Source organism: Aliamphritea spongicola (assembly GCF_017051665.1).
Lineage (GTDB): Bacteria > Pseudomonadota > Gammaproteobacteria > Pseudomonadales > Balneatricaceae > Amphritea > Amphritea spongicola.
Window position 1 is genome coordinate 269224 of record NZ_JAFIDL010000002.1, and the last position, 18300, is coordinate 287523.

The 18300-nt window shown below is 54.5% G+C and carries 12 protein-coding genes; 5 read left to right on the plus strand and 7 right to left on the minus strand.

Annotated elements, in window-relative coordinates; translation table 11 throughout:
• Positions 1-84 precede the first annotated feature (84 nt).
• The 3 genes from JYB63_RS07835 (at position 85) to JYB63_RS07845 (ending at position 3639) form a co-directional block, all read left to right on the plus strand.
• Entirely contained in the window at positions 85-2703 is a 2619-nt protein-coding gene (locus tag JYB63_RS07835; protein WP_205657300.1) for a TRAP transporter permease, read from the plus strand.
• Between the two features lie 66 nt (positions 2704-2769).
• Positions 2770-3201 carry a universal stress protein gene (locus JYB63_RS07840; protein WP_205657301.1) on the plus strand — a complete coding sequence of 144 codons (432 nt, stop codon included), beginning with the start codon at positions 2770-2772 and terminating at the stop codon, positions 3199-3201.
• Between the two features lie 210 nt (positions 3202-3411).
• The gene (locus JYB63_RS07845) at positions 3412-3639 is read left to right on the plus strand and encodes a hypothetical protein (RefSeq protein WP_205657302.1); all 228 of its coding nucleotides are present in this window, start codon (positions 3412-3414) and stop codon (positions 3637-3639) included.
• Positions 3640-3836: 197 nt separating this feature from the next.
• On the opposite strand, the gene JYB63_RS07850 is transcribed toward JYB63_RS07845, so the two are convergent.
• Together JYB63_RS07850 and JYB63_RS07855 are read right to left on the minus strand one after the other, a co-directional pair.
• Entirely contained in the window at positions 3837-4883 is a 1047-nt protein-coding gene (locus JYB63_RS07850; protein ID WP_205657303.1) for a response regulator, read from the minus strand.
• Between the two features lie 40 nt (positions 4884-4923).
• A complete protein-coding gene (locus JYB63_RS07855; protein WP_205657304.1) occupies positions 4924-7971 on the minus strand; it encodes an AraC family transcriptional regulator ligand-binding domain-containing protein in 3048 nt (1015 codons plus the stop codon).
• Between the two features lie 111 nt (positions 7972-8082).
• Here JYB63_RS07855 and JYB63_RS07860 point away from each other — a divergent pair, with 111 nt between their 5' ends.
• A complete protein-coding gene (locus tag JYB63_RS07860; RefSeq protein WP_205657305.1) occupies positions 8083-8847 on the plus strand; it encodes a substrate-binding periplasmic protein in 765 nt (254 codons plus the stop codon).
• A gap of 23 nt (positions 8848-8870) precedes the next feature.
• On the opposite strand, the gene JYB63_RS07865 is transcribed toward JYB63_RS07860, so the two are convergent.
• The 4 genes from JYB63_RS07865 to JYB63_RS07880 form a co-directional block, all read right to left on the minus strand.
• Complete coding sequence (locus tag JYB63_RS07865; protein WP_205657306.1) at positions 8871-12845, minus strand: response regulator; 3975 nt, start codon at positions 12843-12845, stop codon at positions 8871-8873.
• Positions 12842-13840: an ABC transporter substrate-binding protein gene (locus JYB63_RS07870; RefSeq protein WP_205657307.1), complete on the minus strand. Its 999-nt coding sequence runs from the start codon at positions 13838-13840 to the stop codon at positions 12842-12844. The genes JYB63_RS07865 and JYB63_RS07870 overlap by 4 nt, the downstream gene beginning before the upstream one ends.
• Before the next feature lie 189 nt (positions 13841-14029).
• Positions 14030-15787, minus strand: a complete 1758-nt coding sequence (gene ggt, locus JYB63_RS07875) for a gamma-glutamyltransferase (protein WP_205657308.1) — start codon at positions 15785-15787, stop codon at positions 14030-14032.
• Between the two features lie 149 nt (positions 15788-15936).
• Entirely contained in the window at positions 15937-16425 is a 489-nt protein-coding gene (locus tag JYB63_RS07880; protein WP_205657309.1) for a cyclic nucleotide-binding domain-containing protein, read from the minus strand.
• Between the two features lie 312 nt (positions 16426-16737).
• Here JYB63_RS07880 and JYB63_RS07885 point away from each other — a divergent pair, with 312 nt between their 5' ends.
• Positions 16738-17331 carry a TIR domain-containing protein gene (locus tag JYB63_RS07885; RefSeq protein WP_205657310.1) on the plus strand — a complete coding sequence of 198 codons (594 nt, stop codon included), beginning with the start codon at positions 16738-16740 and terminating at the stop codon, positions 17329-17331.
• Positions 17332-17419: 88 nt separating this feature from the next.
• Here the strand turns inward: JYB63_RS07885 and JYB63_RS07890 are convergent, their stop codons facing one another.
• On the minus strand, positions 17420-18283 hold the full coding sequence (locus JYB63_RS07890) for a YicC/YloC family endoribonuclease (RefSeq protein WP_205657311.1): 864 nt from the start codon (positions 18281-18283) through the stop codon (positions 17420-17422).
• Between the last annotated feature and the right edge of the window lie 17 nt (positions 18284-18300).

Below are 18300 nucleotides of genomic sequence, written 5' to 3' on the forward strand. Positions count from 1 at the left end.
AGCCGGGCACCCACAGACAGTTAGGTCTGAGGGGCTGAATACGGAGGGCTCTTTTTTTAGCCATGCTGTTTTTTGGAGCTGATTATGACAACTACGCAAAACAGACAGGGAGAGGTTGAAGAGCAAGAACTTCAGGACATGGTTGCCGCCAATGATACCGGCGCCCGTATTCCTGAAGGCTGGCAGGGTAAGGTACTACTCGGTGCTGCACTGTTCTGGTCACTGTTCCAGCTGTGGATCGCCTCGCCACTTCCTTTTTATGACTGGCCTTTAATCGGCAGTTTCGGCATTTTCAACGACACTGAAATCCGTGCAATTCACTTAGGTTTTGCCACCTTCCTGGCATTCACCGCCTACCCGGCGCTGACCCGTTCTCCACGTCATCATATTCCTTTGCTGGATATCGGCCTGTGCCTGATCGGCGCATTCAGTGCCTCTTATATTTTCCTGTTCTATGACCAGTTAGTCAGCCGTCCGGGCCTGCCGAATACGCAGGATCTGGTGGTGTCTGTGATTGGTCTGGTGCTGTTGCTGGAAGCCGCTCGCCGGACACTGGGACCGCCACTGATGGTTGTGGCGATTGTGTTCCTGACTTACTCGCTGGCCGGCCCTTATATGCCGGAAATCATTGCGCACAAAGGTGTGTCGCTGGAAGAACTGGTGAACCACCAGTGGCTGACTACCGAAGGTGTGTTTGGTATTGCACTGGGCGTATCGTCCAGTTTCGTGTTCCTGTTTGTTCTGTTCGGTGCGCTGCTGGATAAAGCTGGTGCTGGTAACTACTTCATTCAGGTAGCATTTTCTCTGCTGGGCCACATGCGCGGCGGCCCTGCCAAGGCGGCCGTGGTGTCTTCCGGCCTGACCGGGCTGATCTCCGGATCATCCATCGCCAACGTCGTGACCACCGGTACCTTTACCATCCCGATGATGAAGCGGGTGGGCTTTACCTCTGAGAAGGCCGGTGCTGTTGAAGTTGCATCTTCAGTGAATGGTCAGATTATGCCTCCGGTAATGGGGGCTGCGGCTTTCCTGATGGTGGAATATGTCGGTATTTCTTACGTACAGGTCATTACCCATGCCTTCCTGCCGGCGCTGATTTCCTACCTGGCACTGATTTATATCGTGCATCTTGAAGCGCTGAAACTGGATATGCAGGGCCTGCCACGCCGCGGTGCGGTGAAACCATGGCAGCTGCGTATTTTCGGTATGCTGACTGGCTTCCTGCTGACGGCTGGTCTGGCAGCGGCGGTGTACTTCGGCATTGGCTGGATTAAGCCGATGTTTGGCGATTATGCAGGCATTGTGATTGCGCTGTTACTGGGTGGAGCCTATCTGTTCCTGCTCAGCTATGCGGCGAAAGTGCCTGATCTGCAGCTGGATGATCCGAACTCACCGATGGTGCAGCTACCGGAAGTGGCCCCGACAGTTAAGTCTGGTCTGCATTTCTTATTGCCGGTTGTGGTGCTGGTCTGGTGTCTGATGGTTGAGCGCTTGTCGCCGGGTCTGTCCGCATTCTGGGCGACCGTACTGATGATCTTCATTTTGGTCACCCAGCGTCCACTGATTGCCTGGTTCCGTAATGAACAGGGTATCGCACATCGCCTGCGTCAGGGTGCGAACGAGCTGGTAGATGGCCTGATTGTTGGTGCCCGGAACATGATCGGTATCGGTATTGCGACTGCCACGGCGGGTATCATCGTGGGTGCGGTTTCCCAGACCGGCGTTGGCTCCGTGCTGGCGGATCTGGTGGAAGTGTTGTCCATGGGCAACTTGCTGCTGATGCTGATCCTGACGGCCGTTCTCAGTCTGATTCTGGGTATGGGCCTGCCGACCACGGCAAACTACATTGTTGTTTCTTCTCTGTTGGCACCGGTGGTTATCTCACTGGGCCAGGAATCCGGACTGATCGTCCCGCTGATTGCGGTGCATCTGTTCGTATTCTACTTCGGCATTATGGCAGACGTGACCCCACCGGTCGGTCTGGCCTCTTTTGCCGCGGCGGCAGTGTCCGGTGGTGATCCCATCCGGACCGGTTTTGTCGCCTTCAGCTACAGCCTGCGTACGGCGGCGCTGCCGTTCCTGTTTATCTTCAACACCGATCTGTTGCTGATAGACGTGACCTGGCTTGAAGGAATCCAGATCTTCATCGTGGCAACCATTGCGATGTTGATCTTTACCGCTGCGACCCAGGGGTATTTCTTCGCCCGTAACCGTTGGTACGAAACTGTCTTATTGTTGCTGATTGCCTTTTCATTGTTCCGTCCGGGGTTCTGGATGGATCGGATCGTTGAGCCTTACCAGCAGATTGCGCCTCAGGCACTGGTTCAGGCGGCGGATGATATCGCCCCGGGAACCGAACTGCGCTTCTGGATTGACGGCGAGGATGCTGTCGGTAACCAGCGTTCATTCCTGGCCAATCTGGTGCTGGGTGAAGGTGCCGATGGCGCCGAGCGCCTGGCCAACACCGGTGTGGAATTGCTGGAAAATAACGGTAAGACCGTCGTGGACTTTGTTGCCTTCGACAGCGCTGCAGAGCGTGCCGGACTCGCCTTTGATCAGGTGATTACCGGTGTCGAGGCACCGCAGGCGCAACCTGCCAAGCAGCTGATGTACATCCCTGCCGGGATACTGCTGCTGGGGCTGATTGCTCTGCAACGGCGACGTCGCAATGCACTGGCTAAGCTGACTCCCGCCGAAGCGTAACCCGCAACGGCAATTATTATCCGGCAGCCCACAGGATGGGGTGCCGGCACATTCGAGGATTGAGTGATGTTTAAGAAAGTACTGGTACCGGTTGATGTGTCTGAACCTGAGTTTATTCAGGATGCACTGAAGCTGGCGCTGCGGGAAGTACAGGATAATCAGGCTGAGTTGCATCTGGTCACAGTGGTGTCCGGATTCAGTAACTCGCTGGTGGCCTCGTTTTTCAGTGAAAGCGATCATCAGCAGGCTATGACGGAAGTCGCCCGCAAGTTCAAAAAATATGCGGATTCAGTATTGCCGGAAGGTGTTCATCCGGTACTGAAAGTGTACGAAGGATCGCCTGCGGAAATGATTATCCGCTACATCCGCAAAAAGGAAATTGATCTGGTGGTTATGTCCGCCCATCACCGTTCCCGAATGAATGAATTCCTGCTGGGCTCTGTCTCAGCACGGGTAGCAGAACGGGCCGGATGCTCGGTGATGCTGCTGAAAAACTGACCCGGTCAGTTTTACTTGTTAAGGGCAGGTTGTTTGCTATGTTTGTGAAGGGGAATTTCTCATAGCAGGCGTAATCTGCCCTGATTGCTGAAGGATCAGGCCTGAGCCAAAGCCGATTCTGATGGCCGGTCACTAAACCGCACAGACGGTGTGACCGGACTTCACTTAACTGAAACCTAACAACAAACGGCCTCAGGGGCCGGCAGACCGATGAACGTAACAGACGCATATCAACCTGTAACACCTATCGAATTCGTTTTAAAAATCCGTGAAATTGCTGCTGACAGCTGGTGGGTATACCGCCATGAAATCATGTCCGGAGGTATGCTTAAGCATATGTCCCGGGTGGTTTTCTTTGGCCGCAGCCGTGAAGAAGCGGAACAGTGGATTGACCATCAGCGCCAGGAAGGCACTGTTTATCTGTTGTCAGAGAACTGAAGACAGATTGTGCACATGCCGCGCAGCTGCATGGCATGTGCTTTCACTTCCGGAATACAGGCCTGATCAGGCCTGAACCTTTCAGTCTTTGATCGACTGCTTGCTGCAGGTATGTTGCAGACTTTTCCTTACACCATAGTTGTTCTGCTCGGATTTCGGGCACTGAGATTCCTTACAAAATAAGGGTTTTAACGCCGTTACAGATGCAGAGGCAACAGGCAGCGGATGGCGCTCTGGTCACCGGCATCCAGCAACTGACCATCCAGTTGCTGACAGAGGCTGTGCAGCTGTTGTTGCAGGTGCTGGCTCCACGGGGTGCGGGTGAAAACCGGCTGACCATCAGGTTGGGTCAGGTTCAGCTGTAGCTGCGAGCTGCCGGATGCACTGACGCTGAGTTTCAGATCCTGTCCGCCGGCCTGCAGAATGGCCAGTTCAATGGCGGTGATCAGCAATTGCTGCAGTGTTTGCGGTGCACTCTGAATGTCTGACTGTAATTGTTCATCCAGGCTGTAATCCAGCAGCCAGCCTTCCCGGCGGCTCTGGGGCAGGAATATCTGTAACACTTCATTGAGCAGATTGCTGAGGCTTATTGGCCGGGATGCTTCTGTTGTAGCAGGGTTCTGCAGCAGGCTGACACTGTTATGCAGGCGCTGTTGCCGGGCATGCAGTTCATGGCTCAGATCCCGGGCAACCGGGTTCAGATCCAGTTGCTGCAAGCGGCGGCTTTGTTGCAGCAGCGGGGTGACCTGCTGTTGCAGTTCGCTGGCAGCAGACTGCAGTAAGCCATCCTGATGGTGGTTACCGGCAGGCTGATTCGATTGCTGGCGGGCGGTTTTGATATCCCGGTAGGAGCGTAATGCCACCACTACTGAGGTGAGCAGGCGTGAAGCAGACAGTTCGGCCTTACTCAGGTAGTCGTTAATGTCGTAGTTAACAATGACCTGGGCTTCCGGAGCATAGCCCGGGTGGCCGGTACGCAGAATGATGCGGATATCCTGATTATTCAGCTGGTTACGGATGAAATCCACCAGTTGTAAACCTTCGTGATCGGTTTCCATGACCACGTCCAGCAGGGCCAGGGCGATGTCTTGCTGGTCTTCCAGAATCTGCCTGGCTTCGGCGCCGTTCATTGCACTGATCAGTTCGATGCCACGCTGTTCGAATTCGTAGCCACGGAAGATCATCCGGGTAATGCCGTGAATGCCTTCTTCATCGTCAACTATCAGTACTTTCCAGGGGGTCATGTTCGCCGTTATCTGATTTCTGTCGGTTTTGCGTGATTGGTTATTTTGCCAGCAATTCCAGTGTTTGTGCCAGTTGTTTTATTTTTGCGTCCGCCTGCCAGTGGCGATAGAAGTCCATTGCCTCCTGTAAACAGTATCGGGCCAGAGTCGTCTGACCGTTGTGTTGCAGAAAGTCGGCGTAGCGTTCGTTAACCAGTGCCCGGTGGAAACTGAATTGCTGGCGTTCGGCCGCCTGTAGTGCCTGTTCGAAGTACAGGGCGGTGATCTGGCTGTCCGGCTGAAAGCGGCTTTGTTCAGCCTTTAACAACTGCAGCTGGCAGTTAAAGTTGTCCGGGCTTTGGGTGGCCCAGAGCTCCAGCCGGGAGATCAGTTGCTCAGTTTCCAGCTGACGCCGCCGGCTGATGGCCTGTTGCTGGCCGGCCTGAATCAGCCGCATCAGGGTGGTGCAGAACAGGGCTTCGCTGACGCCGAAATAGCCTGCCAGTTCGTTTTCCAGCCGGGCTTCCCAGCGGTACAGATCTGGCCAGAGATGTTGCTGATCCAGCAATAGTGCGCTGATGCAGCAACTGACCGCCTGCCATCCGTGTTGGTAGTTTAGGCTGGCCGGAGGCGGTTCTTTGCCCTGCAGCTGGTGGATGGCTGTCAGGACGGACTCTTCCAGCCAGGCAGCCTGTGTGTGCTGTTGCCGGTTCAGCATCTGTTGGTGTTGCTGCTGCAGTTGTGGATACAGTTCGTTCAGCGGTGTGTTGCTGAACAGGTCCAGATGGGCCGCCAGCAGTTGTCCTTCGCTAAGGGTAGGCCACTGATGGTGGTTGCCGGCCAGTTCCAGCGTATGGGCAAGCTGCTGACGGACTTCCTGTAACGGGGTGAACCAGTGTTGTACCTGACTGTTCAGGCGCAGGGCCGCGCTGCCTGTCTGAGCAGGATGGTTTGTACTGTCTGCCAGATGCATCGCCTTACTGGTAAAGCTGCGGGCCAGTTGCGTATCGGCACAGAACCAGCTGGCGACCCAGGCATAACTGCTGAAGGCAAATGCGGCAAGCGCAGAGCCCGGGTGCAGCAGGCAGTGCTCCGTCATCTGGCCAATGGCACAGGCCGCCAGTAATGGCTGGCTGAGCTGACGGGCCAGCAGGCTGATGTGCTCCAGCAGTTCCAGCTGCAGATTGTCGTCTGGCAGTTCATTGTGGCGGCTGTTGTGGCTGGAAATCTGGCTGATCCGTTCCAACTGGCTGAGCAGCAGGCTTAACTGTTCACCGTGTCCGGATGGTAATGGCTGATGATCTGTTGCCAGTTGCCGGCAGAGTACTTCAAGGGCATTCTCAGACCGGTTTTGTGCCTGGTACAGACGGGCCTGCAACAGAGCGTGGCGGGTCTGATAATGTGGCGGCAGTTCAGATGTGTCCGGCTGTTGCCGGATTGCTTGCAGGCAGTTATCTGCCTGGCGGATATCACTGCTGAGAAGGTGCAGCTCGGCGCTTTGTAATAGCAGGTCCGTTTGCTGAGAAGTATCGCTGGCATCGGTGACAGCATATTGCAGATACCGTGCGGCCTGCGCATAGTCTTTGTTTTGCCGGGCATGCTCGGCCGCCTGCAGGTTTAATGTTTGCCTGTGCAGCTCTGGCGGCGGGGTGTCCAGACGGTTCAGGTGTCTCAGCACCGGGCCGGGTTGGCTGGAATCTGCCTGCAAATCCTTATAGAGCGTTAGAGCAAACTGTCGGTGCAGGTGTTGTTGTTCGTCGTGGCTGAGTTGCCCGCAGAGAATTGTCTGCAGTTCAGGGTCGGCAAAATGGTAGCTGATCTGTTCCGGTGTATGTTCCTCACGGACAAGAACGCCTGCCTGTTCTGCCGGCCACAGATGAATGGCCAGCCGGGCGATCGGGTTGCCGGTCACCCGGGCCAGTTTTGATAGGTCGTTACTGACGCCACCTATGGCGGCAATGTCCAGCAGTTCACGGCTGAAACTGGTGAGGCTGTTCAGCCGCTGCCGAAAGGCTTCTTCCCGGTTGTCCTCCTGTAGCCAGTCGGCATCATTCACCGGCCCTGTATCAATGTTTAGTGGGTCGGGTATATGGGGTTTTATCTGTTTACGGTACTGGCTGGGGGCAATGCCCATCCAGCGTTTAAACGCTTTCTGAAAGGCTGACTGGTTAGCAAAGCCCAGCTGAAACGTGATTTCTCCGAAACTGAACTGTCCCCGCTGGATAAGCTGCAGGCACAGATCCCGCCGGGTCTGGTCGTAAAGGTCCTGAAAGTTAGTACCCAGTACGCCCAGTTTGCGTTGCAGGGTGCGCAGGCTCAGGCCCAGTGTGGCGGCGACTTCTTCCCGACGGACGGCACTGCCGCCTTCTGCCAGCTGCTGGCGGATGAGGTTTCGGGTCTGGGCGATCAGTGCTCCCTGCTGGTTACTTTTACTGAGCAGTGAATCGGCAAATTCCCGGTGCAGCTGGTGCATTTCGCCGTTGGCATCCAGACAGCCCAGGCTGAGGTATTCACTGTTGAGCAGGACCTGATGCCGGGCTGCGCCGAATTCGACTTCTGCGGCAAAGAACTGTTGGTAGGGCTGGATATTATCCGGTTCGGGTAAGGCCAGCCGTACCGCATGCGCGGGTACCTGCCGGCCGGTGAGCCAGCGGGGCCAGTTCACCAGACAGGCGAGAAAATATTCGATAGTCCCGGGGTCGTTCTGATTCAGTTCCAGTGTCAGCAGGCTGCCTTCCGCTGTGTGTTGCATTTCCAGCACAGCCCCTTCTATAAGCAGAGGCAGGTAATCGATCAGGCTCTGGTAAGCTTGCTCCAGCGTGGTGGCTGTTGCCATCAGAAAGCCGATGGAACCCAGCAGCCGCGGCTGGGTGGCTTCTCCAAGGCTGAGGGTAATCAGCGGGTTGCCACTGGCTTCGGCCAGGGTTTGTAACACTGCAGGGTACCGGCTGACGGCAAACCGGGCACCGGGCTTGCTGAATTCCGCTTCGCTGAGGCCGGCACTGTCGAGCAGTTGCTGATGCAGGGTTCGCTCGCCCTGCTGTGGAAAGTGGCGTGCCAACTGTAAAACCGGTTCAAGCAGTCTGGCGGAGGCGCTGTTGGTCTGCATAAAAGGGGTTATCTTTGCCGCTGATGCGTTTAATTGCAGAAGGTGGCATGAATTTAGGTTATTCTCATGCCTGTTATCAGTAGCCCAGAATATCACAGTGAGTCAGTAAATATGTCCTTTCGTGCCACTTTGCAGTTTTTCAGCAGTTTGTGGCTGGTATTGCTTGTCAGTTTTCCGTTACAGGCAGCACCGGAAACAGCGTCTGATGCGGGGCGAACACTGCGCGTGGGCATGCCCCTGCCGGGGCAGATTCCGTTTTTCTGGCAGGATGAGACGGGGGCGTTTCAGGGCATTTATGCGGATACCCTGCGGCTGATCGCAGAAGACTTAGACGTTGAGCTGGATTTTATACCCTTGTCCCAGGCCCGTTTACAGCGTCTGTTCATTGCCGGAGAGATTGATATTGAGGCCGGTGTATCACCTCAGCTGGACGTGCCGGATGCGCTGCAGCAGGTGTCCCTCTACAGTATTCCGTTCGGCATTGTGAATGAGGTGATTATTTACCGCCCGGAACTGTCGTTTCCGGTGTTTATTCTGAAAGATCTTGAAGGACAGCGGGTCGCAACAGTGCGGGGGGCGTCCGTACCGGATAACCTCATCCGGGAGGATTTTGCCAGCCAGTGGCAGATTGCGCAGCGGGTGCACCGGGGCTGGAATCAGATCGGGCTGATTAACGAGGCCACGGCGCTGCGGTATCAGTCAGAAGAAAACCTGAATTATGAGATTTCCCTGCCTTATGCCAGTAATGCAGTGACATTCCGTTTGCACCGTGCCCGCAGTGCCTTGCTGCAGCAACTGAATGCAAGTATCGCCCGGCTTGAACAGCAGGGCGAACTTGAGCGGCTGGTGTGTAAATACCGTTGCGGTACTCACTAATACCTGCCTCAGTAACACCGGGCTCAGTGAGACAGGCTGGTATTGAACAGATCTTCCAGTTCCTGACAGGCGTTGAGAAACTCCGGTAAACGTTGCATCACTTCGTCGATTTCATTCTGCTTGATCAGTTGTTCGATCTGCTGTGCCAGGTTATGCAGATAATGGGCTGAGAGGTTTGCAGCCATGCCTTTCAGTGCATGAATGGCATGTTGGGCGTGTTCGCAGTTACCGTCGTGCAGTGCGCTCTGCAGCTCACTGATCAGTGGCTGGCTGTCGCTGAGGTAGATTTCCAGCAGGCTGTGCAGGAAGCCTTCGTCCCCCATGACCCGTTCCAGAGCTTCTGATTTATCCCAGCTGACAAGTTCTTCCTGATGCTCGCCGGTATCTTGCGGGGGTGCGATATCTGCAGTTGTATCGTTGCTTTGCGGGGCATGCTGATGCAGCCAACGTTGCAGGACGCATTCCAGATCAGCGAGTATTACTGGTTTAGTCAGGTAGTCATCCATGCCGGCGGTGATACATTTTTCCCGGTCGCCACTCATGGCGTTGGCGGTCATGGCAATGATCGGAATGCGCCGGTTTTCTTCCCCCGCGTTACCCTCACGGATTTGCTGGGTGGCTTCGTAGCCGTCCATTTCCGGCATTTGGCAGTCCATGAATATAAGGTTGTAAGGCATGGCGCTGGTGGTGAGTTTACCAATGGCTTCCAGCCCGTTATCGGCAACATCTACCCGCAGTCCCAGTTTTTGCAGGATGCCGGTGGCGACCATCTGGTTAACCTTGTTGTCTTCAACCAGCAGCACCCGGTGCATGTGTTTCATGTTATGGGTGACCTGTGCGGCATTCTGAACCGGTTGATGGCGCTTGGGTTTGGGCTGTATTTCCGGTTCGAGCAGCATCAGCAGTGGCCGCTCAATGGCCGTGTTCAGGGCTTTGAGCAGGGTGGGGATGGTGATTGGTTTTGCGAAGTAGCTGTCGGCTACTTTTTCTGCATAACGCCGGGTTGGTTCGCAGTTCAGGGAAGGGGTCATCATGACCAGTTTGATGTGCTGAAGCTTTGGTTCGGAGTGCAGCCGGTTGGTAAAGGCTTCGCCGTCCATGTCGGCCATTTCCATGTCCAGCATCACCAGGTCAAACAGGGGCAGGCTGGCAAGCTGCGCCCGTTCCTGGCATTCCTGCATGGCAATGAAACCGTTAGCGGCTTCGGTGACGTTTGCCCCCCAGATCCTCAGCTGCCGGCTGAGGGCGCTGCGGCAGTTGCTGTTGTCGTCCACGACCAGAATTTCCAGACCTTTAAGGTCTGTATCCGGTATTTTTTCATCCATTTCACTGCGGTTTAACAGCATATCAAAGCTGAAGCAGCTGCCTTTCTCCACAGTGCTGGTCACACTGATGCTGCCCTGCATCAGTTCACACAGCATTTTGGTAATGCTCAGGCCAAGCCCGGTGCCGCCGTATTGCCGGGTGGTGGAGGCATCCACCTGACTGAAGGAGTCAAATAACCCGGGGAGTTTGCTTTCGGCAATGCCAATGCCGGTGTCAGTAATGCTGCAATGCAGCCGCAGGTCTTTGCCGCTGCTGCTGGCTTCTTCCGGCGACAGGTCGCTGAGGGTCACTTTCAGGGTGACATCGCCGTAACCGGTGAACTTAATGGCGTTGCCTGTCAGATTGGTAATGACCTGCCGTAATCGGGTAGGGTCGCCCCGTACATGGCTATGCCCCAGTTCGGTGGTGTCGAGGATCAGCTCCAGACCTTTGTCGTGGGCCTGCAATGCCATGGTTTCGGTAAATTCGTTGAGCATGCTGTGCAGGTCAAAGTCGATGTTTTCCAGATCCAGCTTGCCGGCATTCACCTTGGAAAAGTCGAGAATGTCGTTGATCAGGTTGAGTAAACTTTCAGCGCTGCTGGTGGCCAGGCTGGCCTGATGCCGCTGCTGTTCGTCCAGTTCGGTATCCTGTAACAGTGAGAGCATGCCCAGTACGCCATTCATCGGTGTGCGGATTTCATGGCTCATGTTGGCAAGGAATTCACTTTTTGCCTGCGCGGCTGTTTCGGCCGCATTTTTGGCTTCGAGCAGGCCATCTTCGTAGCGCTGACGTTGTGAGATATCCCGGAAACTCCAGACCCGGCCCATGGATTTACTGCTGTTGATAATGGGCAGGGATACCTGTTCGAAGACTCTGCCGTCTCTGAAGGCCAGGGTTTCCAGTGCTTTAATATTGTCTTCTGCGTGTAGCTGCTTCACCCCTTCAAGGAAGGTTTTCGGATCGTTCATCTGGTCAACCATCAGGCTGAGTATGGCGTCGGTGTCAGCGTTGCTGAGCAGCTCATCCGGTACCTGCCACATTTCTGCAAAGCGCTGGTTGGCCTTGATCATCTGACCGTATTCATCGGTCACCATGATGCCGTTATCAGTGGCTTCCAGTGTGGCTTCCAGCAGGTTCAGGGTGTTCTGGATTTTCTTCTCAGATTCTTTGATGCCGGTGATGTCTTCAACGGAGACGAAGAATCCCTGCACCTCACCGTCGGTGTTTTTGTCCGGGGTATAGGTCACATTGACGAACCGGTTGCCGCCTTCTGAATAGGGAATTTCCGATTCGTAGTTGACCATCTGGCCGTTCAGGGCTTTACGCATGTAGGGGAGAATAAGGTTGTAAGCCTCTTCTCCCAGGCTTTCCCGTACATGCTTGCCGTGGAAATGGTCCAGCGGAACTTCGAACCAGCGCTCATAGGATTTGTTTACAAAGCGGTAGTGCTGGCTGGTATCCACATAGGAGAGCAGCTGCGGTGCATTGTGGGTAATGTCGTCGATGTATTTGCGGCTCTGGGCCAGCTCAATTTCCCGCTCACGTTTTTCCTGCAGGGCCTGTTTGCGCAGGTTGATCTCTTCATTGAGCCGGTCGATGGAGGTGGTCTTGGTGCCAAGATTCTCCGTCATTTCGTTAATGGCCCGTCCCAGATCGGTTATTTCATCATTGCCGGATATCGGTACCCGGTAGCTTAGGTCTCCTGAGCCAAGCTGAAACATGGCCGTGTGAAGGCTGTCGATGCGCTTGAGAATTGAGCGGCGCAGCATGATGAATAACACGACTCCCAGCAGACAGCTGCCCAGAAACGTTGCCAGAAACGCCCGCTGATTCAGGGTGTCGATGGGATGCATGGCCTGTTCCCGGTCAAATACAATATTGACGATATAGGTATGGTCACCAAAGCTGACGGATTGCTGCCCGGTGAGCTGATGTTCCTCCGGTGTGGCGCTTTCTTCCCAGTGATCGCTGTGGGTATGCTCATGATTACTGTCGGTATTATGGCTGAGGATCCGTTGTTTACTGTCGGTGACAAACGCGGCGTCGATGGGGTTACCGGTGTCGCTGAGCTCTTTGACGATATCATCCAGCAGAGCGGTATGAATAGTTTCCCAGTCGATGGAGACAATGACCTGGCCGACGATTTCGCCTCTGTGTTCAATATCCGTTGCAAACCACTGCGCATAGCCCCGGTTGAGACCGATAATCGCCAGGTAAGGGTCGTAGCCGATCCTGCCAACACTGACCGGCTGGCGGCTGCTGTCGGGAAGATACATGGGGTGTTCCTGTGCCCGTTCCAGTAACAGATCTTCCCCGCGGGTTTTATTGAGGTTTCCGTCCAGGGTACTGGCGGCAAAGACGCTACTGTCATTTTCTGTCACCAGTATGTAGTTAATGAACGGGTAGATAGCGATCTGGTCGTTAAGGATGGCGTTAATGCCCCGGCTTTCGTAAGTGCTCAGTGCCCGGGGGATTTCTCTTGATTTGGCGATGGCCTGGGTGATGGCGCTGACATGTGTGGCTTTTTCGTTAATCCGTGCGGCGGCAAACTTTGCGTCACCGGCGAGCCAGTTGTCGAGGTTACGGGTCATTTCACGGTCGATCCCGGAAACAATCAGGTAGCCGATAGCACTCATAATCAGGCCGACGGCAAGGGTGCCGGTGAATACGATTTTAGCCGTTAATTTCATTCGTCAGTCCAGGTCACATTGCGCAGGGCTTCCGGTGAAAGCGGTATGCCCAGATGATTAATGGTGTTGCGGTTCACCAGAAACAGAGGCGGATTTTGTATTTCAGATTCCAGTTTAGTCGGGGCTGTTCCGTCCCGCAGAATGAGGGCTGCTTTCTGGCCAGCCATATATCCCAGCGTGTAAAAGTCAGCCACCGGGCCAAAACTTGCGCCCTGTTCAATGCCTTTTTTATTGGAGCTCAGGACCGGTATGCCGTGTTCAAGAGAGAGCTCAATGAGGATTTGCTCTCCACCGGCCTGTATTAAGGTATCGGTGGTGGTCATAAAGGCATCAACCTGCCCGACAACCTGCTCTGCCAGCCGTTTGAGTTGCTGCAGGTTCTCCGGTTTAAATTCGACTACCTCAATGCCTTCCCGGCGGAACAGACGCAGCAGATTGGCGGACTGGATTTGGGAGTTTGCTTCTCCTTTCCGGTGAAAGATTGCAATACGGTTTACCTGTGGATAAATCAGCTTTAGCAGGTACAGATAGTGACGGATCGGCACGTAGTTGCTGGTGCCTACCAGATTGTTTCCGGAATATTCGAACGACTCAATCAATCCTGAGTCAGCGGGGTAGGTCACGATAGAGAATACAATCGGCGTGCTGCTGGGCAATACCTCTTTCATCACGGTGGTACCCGGTGTGGTCAGGGAATAGACCAGATCCACCCCTTCATTGCGAAACGTTTCAGCGACCCGGGTTTGCAACTTTACATCGGCACCCTGTTCACCGGCGATGAATGTGACGTCCAGACCTTCAATAAAGCCGGCATTTGCCAGCCCTGCCTTAAACCCCCGGACACTTTCCGGGTAACCGCTCCAGGTGGCAAGACCGATACGGAAGGGGGTTGCCTGCAAGGCGCTGCTGATCAGCATCAGGCAGACAAGAATGACTGCCCTCAGCCCCACGATACGGGGCCGTAATAAATATTTCAGATGATGCAGCGTCAGCATGAATATTGCCTCAGGTTTAATTCAGAAAAAGACCTCTGAATTAAACATAGGCAAGGATCGGGCAGCCTTCCGCTCAGGAATGGCTTATGTAGGACGTTGCTTACCCAAAACGGTGAGCAAGTTATTCTTATCTAAGACTTTATAGCAGAAATCCCTGCCCCGGAGCGGGGCAGGAAGCGGTGGAACGGGTTAGTCGCCCAGTGCCAGACCTTCACGGCGGGGGTCGGCTGCGCCGGTCAGTTTGCCGTTATCCAGAATGATGGCCTGCAGGCCGGAGTTCAGGTCACGAACGTTAACCTTGAACCCCATTTCCTCAAGAGCTGCTTGATACCCTTCAGCGGCGGTGCCTTTTTCCAGATCATAGGTGCCGAAGCGGTTGATCAGGTGTGGCAGGTCGATGGCCTGTTGAATGCCCATACCCCAGTCCAGATGAGCGATCAAAGTCGAGGCCACATAACCGATAATCCGCGAGCCGCCGGGTGAGCCGACTGCCATGTAAGGCTGGCCGTCACGCATCACGATGGTTGGTGACATGGACGAGCGGGGGCGTTTGCCAGGTTCGATACGGTTAGCAATCGGATAGCCGTTTTTCTGTGCCGCGAATGAGAAATCAGTCAGCTCGTTATTCAGCAGGAAGCCGTTACTCATTACCCGGGAGCCAAAGCCGTTTTCGATGGTGGTGGTCATCGAGAGGATATTGCCGGCTTTATCCACAATCACGAAGTGTGAGGTGGACGGCAGCTCAATGGCTATGTCGTCAGCCTGTGCAACCGCCTGTTCCCAGCGGGGCTCACCGGGAGCGACTTCTGTCAGGGCTTTCCCTTCCTTAATCAGCTCAGCACGCTGGGCCAGATAGTCCTTATCCAGCAGGCCCTCAGGCATGGGGAGATAATCGCTGTCGGCCATATAGCGGCCGCGGTCAGCAAATGCCAGACGGGATGCATCACCGATAACCTGCCAGGCTGTCGGGCTGTCAGCGCCCATACCTGCCAGATCAAAATTGCTGCTGATGCCCAGAATCTGTCCGACGGTCAGCGCACCGGAACTTGGCGGCCCCATGCCGCAGATATCGTACTGACGATAAGGCGCGCAGACCGCCGGGCGTTCCTTCACGCTGTAGATCGCCAGATCCTGTTCACTGAGAATGCCTGGATTATCTTCAATACTGTTTACTTTGGCGACGATGGCTTTGCCTATCGGGCCGTTGTAAAAGGCATCGGCGCCGTCTTTCGCCAGCAGAGCAAGGGTATCGGCATAGGCCTGATTCTTCAGCAGATGGCCTTCCTGCAGCGGTTTACCGTCAGCGCTGAAGAAGTAAGACCGGGTATCAGGATAGGTACTCAGGCGCTCTTTATCATTAGCGATTGCACCGGCCAGACGGGCAGATACCCGGAAACCGTTAGCTGCCATATCCTGAGCGGGTTTCAATAGGCTTGCCCAGTCCTGATTACCGTAACGGGCGTGCATATCCGCCATCAGTTTAACGGTACCGGGGGTACCGACAGAACGGCCACCCACAACGGCTTCGTAGAACTTAAGTGGTTTACCGTCGGCATCCTGAAACAGTTCAGGTGTTGCCGCCAGCGGTGCGGTTTCGCGACCATCAAAGGTGGTCAGCTGCTTGCGCTCGGCATCGTAATACACCAGAAAGGCACCACCACCCAGACCGGAAGACTGCGGTTCAACCAGCCCCAGCATGGCCTGAATTGCGATCATGGCATCCATCGCGGTGCCGCCGTTTTTCAGCACATCATATCCGGCCTGCGCCGCCAGAGGATTGGCTGCCGCCACCATAAAATCATTCGCCGTAACGGCCTGCTTGCTCTGCAGACCACTGGCTGTTTCCGGCGCAACTGAATCAGCCACCTGAGATGAGGCATGCAGTTGCAGGGACAGCAGCAACGATGCCGACAGAATCCCCAACTGCTTGCTGGCTTGAGTAATCATAATTGTTATTCCTTTAAGTTGAGTTACTTCAGCTGAAAATCGGCGTCCGGGCTGCCGCAGAAATCCGGCGTTCGAACAATATAGACGATGCGATGAACGGGGTACAGGTGGGTTAGAAAGACAGCCTACTTGCCTTAATGGTTGATGGGTCAGGCCTGCCAGCCGGTACTTTTACCAACCACGTCTTCCAGCATGGCGATTTCCCGGGACAGTTCCCGCGAGAGATTGATCATGAACAGGCCGAAGTCATTGGGAAAATCCACATGTAAATCAAAGAACTGTGTGGCGCTTATTTGCAGTACTATGCTGTCATCAAAGGCGATTTCAGTGCCGCTGTTGGGGATCATGGCGATCATGGAGTCAAAGCCGATCTGTTCGCCGGCGAGGAAGTGACGGGTCAGAACATCATGGGTTTCACAGTGTTTGTAAAAGGCGATATCGCCTTTCAGTACAATGCTGAAGCCGTCCACCGGGGATTCGTAAGGTTTAAGAATTTCCCCCTGTTCCAACTGTACACAGACCCCCTTGTGAACCATGTTGCGGATCATTTCGTCAGACAGTGCACCAAAGCTGGCCAGTTCCCTGAAATACGGGAGGCCGAATTCTTTCAGTAACGATTCTGCCTGTAGGGTTTTCATGGATTATACGGATAAGTGACGGCTGTTCTCTGAAGTATATACACAGATCGGGCGGATGGTGTGTCGCAAATTAGGATTTGCAGAATGTTAGAGGTGAATATCCGGTCAGCCTGCAGAGGTTTGTGGTGGCGGAGGGCTGTTTCGAAAGTCGGGCTGAGTCTGTTACGGCTGTGTCTTGCCAGGTCATAAATCACCGCAGAGGATGAAACTGTTTCGGCTTGCAATTCAAATGCATATGGGTAATTTATCTGACAGGCGATACAGCGCCAGCAATGGATATTGCGATTAATTATGCAGAAAAGGAATTCAGGAATGAGCCAGCCATATAAGGTTTTTGTCAGTTACCACCACGCCAGTGATCAGGCATACCGTGACCGGTTTGAGCAGTTGTTTGCAGATGACAGTAGCATCACGGTGTCACCATCTGAGCCCATCGGTGATATCGATGAATATGAAGCGCCGGAGTATATACGTCAGATTGTCCGGGATGATTATCTGAGAGATACCACAGTGACGGTTGTGCTGATCGGTTCGGACACCTGGCGGCGCAGATATGTGGACTGGGAGATTGGTTCATCTGTCCGGCATACTGAGCATAATCCTTGTTCCGGCCTGGTCGGAATTTTATTACCCTCGTATCAGCCGCCAGCACAGAGCCAGTTGCACACGGCTGCTTATCGGAATGCGGCAAATAATCATCACCGTAAATACTTTGAAAAAACCGTTCCGCCACGGCTGGCTGATAATGTTAAGTGTGGATTCGCAAAGATCTACGAGTGGTCAGATGACTCTTCTCAGGTTCAGAAGTGGATTCACCGGGCGTTTATTAAACGTACCGAGATAACCCCGGATAATTCATTTCCGGGATTTATTGAACACCGCAGTGGGTCTGAATGGCAGCGTTAGCGGCGTTATTCCGCTTCTATAGTTAGCCCGCGAAGCATGCAAACATAAAAAAGCCCTGAATAATCAGGGCTTTTTTATGAAGCAAGTATCACTCAATATTCTGAATCTGCTCGCGCATCTGTTCGATCAGGACTTTCAGTTCCACAGCGCTTTGCGTGGTATCGCTGACGATGGATTTGGATGACAGGGTGTTGGCTTCGCGGTTGAGTTCCTGCATCAGGAAGTCCAGCCGGCGGCCAATCGGGCCTTTTTGCTTCAGGACCCGTTTTACTTCCTGAACGTGGGTGTTGAGGCGGTCCATTTCTTCGTCGACGTCAGCTTTCTGGGCCAGAATGACCATTTCCTGTTCCAGGCGGGTCGGGTCCAGTTCGGCCTGTAATTCGTCCAGACGGGCCTGCAGGTTTTCCCGCTGCTTGGTCAGAATGCCCGGCAGCTTAGCGCGCACATCGGTGACGATGTCGGTGATGGCATCCAGACGCTGGTCGATCAGGTTGGCCAGTTCGGCGCCTTCCCGGCCACGGTTTTCGATCAGTTCGGCCAGTGCCTGGCTGAACAATTCCAGCCCGGCTTTTTTAACCGCATCCATATCCAGTTTGGTGTCCTGCAAAACGCCCGGCCAGCGCAGCACTTCCAGCGGGTCCAGTGTCTGTGCATTGGGGATGATGCTGGCAACCTGCTGCGCGGCAGCCACCAGTTCGCCAGCGAAATCCTGATTGACGGTCAGGGTCTGGGACTGGGCTTCCGGTACGAATCGCAGGGTGCATTCAACCTTACCGCGGCTGAGACTTTTACGTAGCTGTTCCCGCAGCGGGCCTTCCAGATCCCGCAGACTTTCCGGCAGACGCAGGTGCGGTTCCAGGTAGCGGTGGTTAACCGAACGCACTTCCCAGGTAAGGCTGCCCCAGCTTTGTTGAACTTCCTGACGGGCAAAAGCGGTCATACTACGTGTCATATTGTCTTTTCTCGATT

Coding starts and splice junctions, on each gene's coding strand:
- JYB63_RS07835 (WP_205657300.1), top strand. CDS start 85: ATGACAACTACGCAAAACAGACAGGGAGAGGTTGAAGAGCAAGAACTT.
- JYB63_RS07840 (WP_205657301.1), top strand. CDS start 2,770: ATGTTTAAGAAAGTACTGGTACCGGTTGATGTGTCTGAACCTGAGTTT.
- JYB63_RS07845 (WP_205657302.1), top strand. CDS start 3,412: ATGAACGTAACAGACGCATATCAACCTGTAACACCTATCGAATTCGTT.
- JYB63_RS07850 (WP_205657303.1), bottom strand. CDS start 4,883: ATGACCCCCTGGAAAGTACTGATAGTTGACGATGAAGAAGGCATTCAC.
- JYB63_RS07855 (WP_205657304.1), bottom strand. CDS start 7,971: ATGCAGACCAACAGCGCCTCCGCCAGACTGCTTGAACCGGTTTTACAG.
- JYB63_RS07860 (WP_205657305.1), top strand. CDS start 8,083: ATGTCCTTTCGTGCCACTTTGCAGTTTTTCAGCAGTTTGTGGCTGGTA.
- JYB63_RS07865 (WP_205657306.1), bottom strand. CDS start 12,845: ATGAAATTAACGGCTAAAATCGTATTCACCGGCACCCTTGCCGTCGGC.
- JYB63_RS07870 (WP_205657307.1), bottom strand. CDS start 13,840: ATGCTGACGCTGCATCATCTGAAATATTTATTACGGCCCCGTATCGTG.
- ggt (WP_205657308.1), bottom strand. CDS start 15,787: ATGATTACTCAAGCCAGCAAGCAGTTGGGGATTCTGTCGGCATCGTTG.
- JYB63_RS07880 (WP_205657309.1), bottom strand. CDS start 16,425: ATGAAAACCCTACAGGCAGAATCGTTACTGAAAGAATTCGGCCTCCCG.
- JYB63_RS07885 (WP_205657310.1), top strand. CDS start 16,738: ATGAGCCAGCCATATAAGGTTTTTGTCAGTTACCACCACGCCAGTGAT.
- JYB63_RS07890 (WP_205657311.1), bottom strand. CDS start 18,283: ATGACACGTAGTATGACCGCTTTTGCCCGTCAGGAAGTTCAACAAAGC.